Annotated in this window: 4 protein-coding genes; all 4 read right to left on the minus strand. The window is 42.3% G+C overall.

All coding sequences use genetic code 11. The annotated features are described in order from the left end of the window. A partial coding sequence (locus LG003_RS22675; protein WP_315903409.1) for a toxin VasX occupies positions 1-512 on the minus strand: 512 nt, incomplete at its 3' end. After that, positions 509-1,234 carry a hypothetical protein gene (locus LG003_RS22680; RefSeq protein ID WP_262981723.1) on the minus strand — a complete coding sequence of 242 codons (726 nt, stop codon included), beginning with the start codon at positions 1,232-1,234 and terminating at the stop codon, positions 509-511. The genes LG003_RS22680 and LG003_RS22675, both read right to left, overlap by 4 nt. Next, positions 1,231-2,199, minus strand: coding sequence for a hypothetical protein (locus LG003_RS22685; protein WP_262981724.1), 969 nt, complete (start codon positions 2,197-2,199; stop codon positions 1,231-1,233). The genes LG003_RS22680 and LG003_RS22685 overlap by 4 nt, the downstream gene beginning before the upstream one ends. Then, positions 2,196-2,525, minus strand: a 330-nt coding sequence (locus LG003_RS22690; protein ID WP_262981725.1) for a hypothetical protein, incomplete at its 5' end; no start/stop codon positions are given. The genes LG003_RS22685 and LG003_RS22690, both read right to left, overlap by 4 nt.

A 2,525-nucleotide genomic window follows, 5' to 3' on the forward strand; every position in this document is an offset into this window, starting at 1 on the left:
GCGATACTGATATTGATAACATCTTTGGCGACAAACAGGAATGGATGCCCCTCGCCCCGAATGCCGGGTTCAGGGATGAGTCCTTCACTGGCGTCTTTGCGGTTGAGAAACATGTACTTTTTAAATTTCTCTACCCGCTGCTTTTTGCCGTTAACCTCTCTCTCTGATACGCAGTATTTAAAGATGTGCAGATAACCGCGGGCTTTGCTGCCTCGGGTGGTCAGCGGGTCTTCTTCCTTGATATATATCCAGCCGGGACGCAGCAGGCGGGCGGCATAGCCTTTGGTTTGCTGGAGTGACGAGGAGAACATCAGGGTGTGGATATCCGGGGGCGCTTCTGGTTTTTCCAGTTCTTTGCCGAAAAAGTTCACATAAGCATAACGAACCGGGTAAATGGGTTTAATGTTGCAGTCACAGGGCTGCATATAATTATCTACCTCAAGATTTTGCGGGAACAGTTCGTAAGCTTTTTCTATTAATTTGTCAAAGCGTTCCTGAATGTTGGTGGTCATAATATTTCCTTGGTTGTTAGTGTGTCGCATTGTTTGAAAAGTGAATGTGCCCGTATTTCCTGTGTTTCTGTTTGCGAGCAGGCTGAGTCCCAAAGTTGTTGCCAGTGAACTTCATCGTTTGGCACTAAACACCTGGCGGCAACGTAATAGAGTATGGCTCGCTGTTGCGTCAGTCCTTGCAGATAAGCCTGATTAGTCTGCTGCAAAACAAAAGCAGGCAGGGTGTTTTTATTCACCTGACAGCGTTCAGTTAGATTTTCCTTAATAAAGTCAATGGATTTAAGTACATGGCGTTGTTGCGTTTGTTGCTCGAATAGTTCACACAATTGATGATTGAGCGTGACAGGCGCAGGTTTTACCTGCCGAACGTTTTCCGTGATGGTGATAATGTGGCGGGTATCGGGTTTATCACCATAGAACCATATTGAATTGATCCCCTGCATAAAATGGGCTAATGGCCCGTCGGATAGAGTATTCAACAGAGTCGTCAGTGTGTTGGGATGGTAGAAACGGAAAAATGCCCACGCCTGAGTCAGCTCATTTTTTAAATAGGTGAACTTACGCAGATGATTTAACACCATTTCAAAAGGTTGTTCGCCCTTTTCCTGTTGTACAACTACAACCATTACAAGTTGCTTATCACTTATCTGTGGAATATACCGTATCAACCGTAATTCAGGTTGGGAGCTTTCCGTCAAATAGGTTTGTAATGCCATTTTCATTCGGAAAGATCTTCATCAGGGGGACCTAGGCGATCCAATTCTGCCAAAATCAATGGAATTTGAGCTTCTAAATCCGTAGGTCTTTTATCTTTACTCCACCAGATAAGCGGCTCACGGCGTTTATAATCCACTTTGCTAACCGCTTCTTTGCCATTTAATAAAAATTTCACCATAAAGGCGACTGCCAGTCCCTTATCATTGCCGCTGCTTAAAAAAGCGAAAGAATAACTGCTGACGTTAGGGATGAAGCCACGTCCGATAAGGTTATTATTTTCATCCAGGCCGTAGACTTTGAGGAAAAAAATATTAGTTTTTTCGGCCATGCCGATTTGTGGATAGCGAGCGGCGTAGGCTTTACCTTTATACCAGGTGTAAAAAATCTGCCGTTCGCGATCAATAATTAATGGCGCTTGACGGCGAGAAAAAAACACACCCCAGACAAAAGGAGGAATAATTAACAGATATAACAATAAGAAACCTATATCAATTTTGAAAATCCGTGAACTACTTGGATAAAAGGTATAGCGATAGTACAAATATTTTTTCAGGGAGATCTCTTTATCACTGCCGATATAGCGGGCGTTTTCCATAGAGTCGGGTAGATCATTGCGTAGATAAAATTTATCACCGTATTCCTCTTTGACTAAATTGACCCATCTATGGATAGCTTTTTCATCATTTTTACGGTCTTCGATAAATCCATTAATATTTAGAATAAGGCTACTAATAATTCCTAATGTTACTGGAATGAGATTAATGCTCCTAAAACGGCGTTGAGGATTTCTAATCCAGCATTCTTTATCATTAAGGCGATCTAGTATTTCCACATGTTTAATAGTTTCTTCATTCTTAATATCTGGCGGTACCGCCAGAATTTCTTTTTCCCAACGGGCCAGCCGTTTGGTTGGTAATGGATGAATAGTGGGAAACCATTTTTTAAGTAAATGTTTTAATCGTTGTTTCATAGTGTACGCTCTCCGTCAAAACTGCCCTTAATGGTATTTTCTGCTGTAGGTTCTTCTCCCCAGAGATAGCGCAAAGGGGCGATAACATTTGCTGATTGTTCATAGTACCAGTACAGTTCACTACTACGGGGGAAAACTCCCTTCGTTTCGGTAAATACCACCTCCAGCGTTGCGGTATCGCCATTCAGTGTGAGTTTGGCTTTTTCCTGAGCTTCCTTAAATTTGGTACTACGGAAGATATCAGGAGTATATTTGCGGCGGTTAATTTCAATGTAATCAACTTTTTCTCCCCAGTAAGAAGTTTTGGGCGAAGTCACAAAGATCCA

Source organism: Photorhabdus kleinii, assembly GCF_025384885.1.
Lineage (GTDB): Bacteria > Pseudomonadota > Gammaproteobacteria > Enterobacterales > Enterobacteriaceae > Photorhabdus > Photorhabdus kayaii.

Excerpts from the sequence above, each read along its gene's own strand:
- LG003_RS22685 (WP_262981724.1), bottom strand. The coding sequence starts at position 2,199 with ATGAAACAACGATTAAAACATTTACTTAAAAAATGGTTTCCCACTATT.
- LG003_RS22680 (WP_262981723.1), bottom strand. The coding sequence starts at position 1,234 with ATGAAAATGGCATTACAAACCTATTTGACGGAAAGCTCCCAACCTGAA.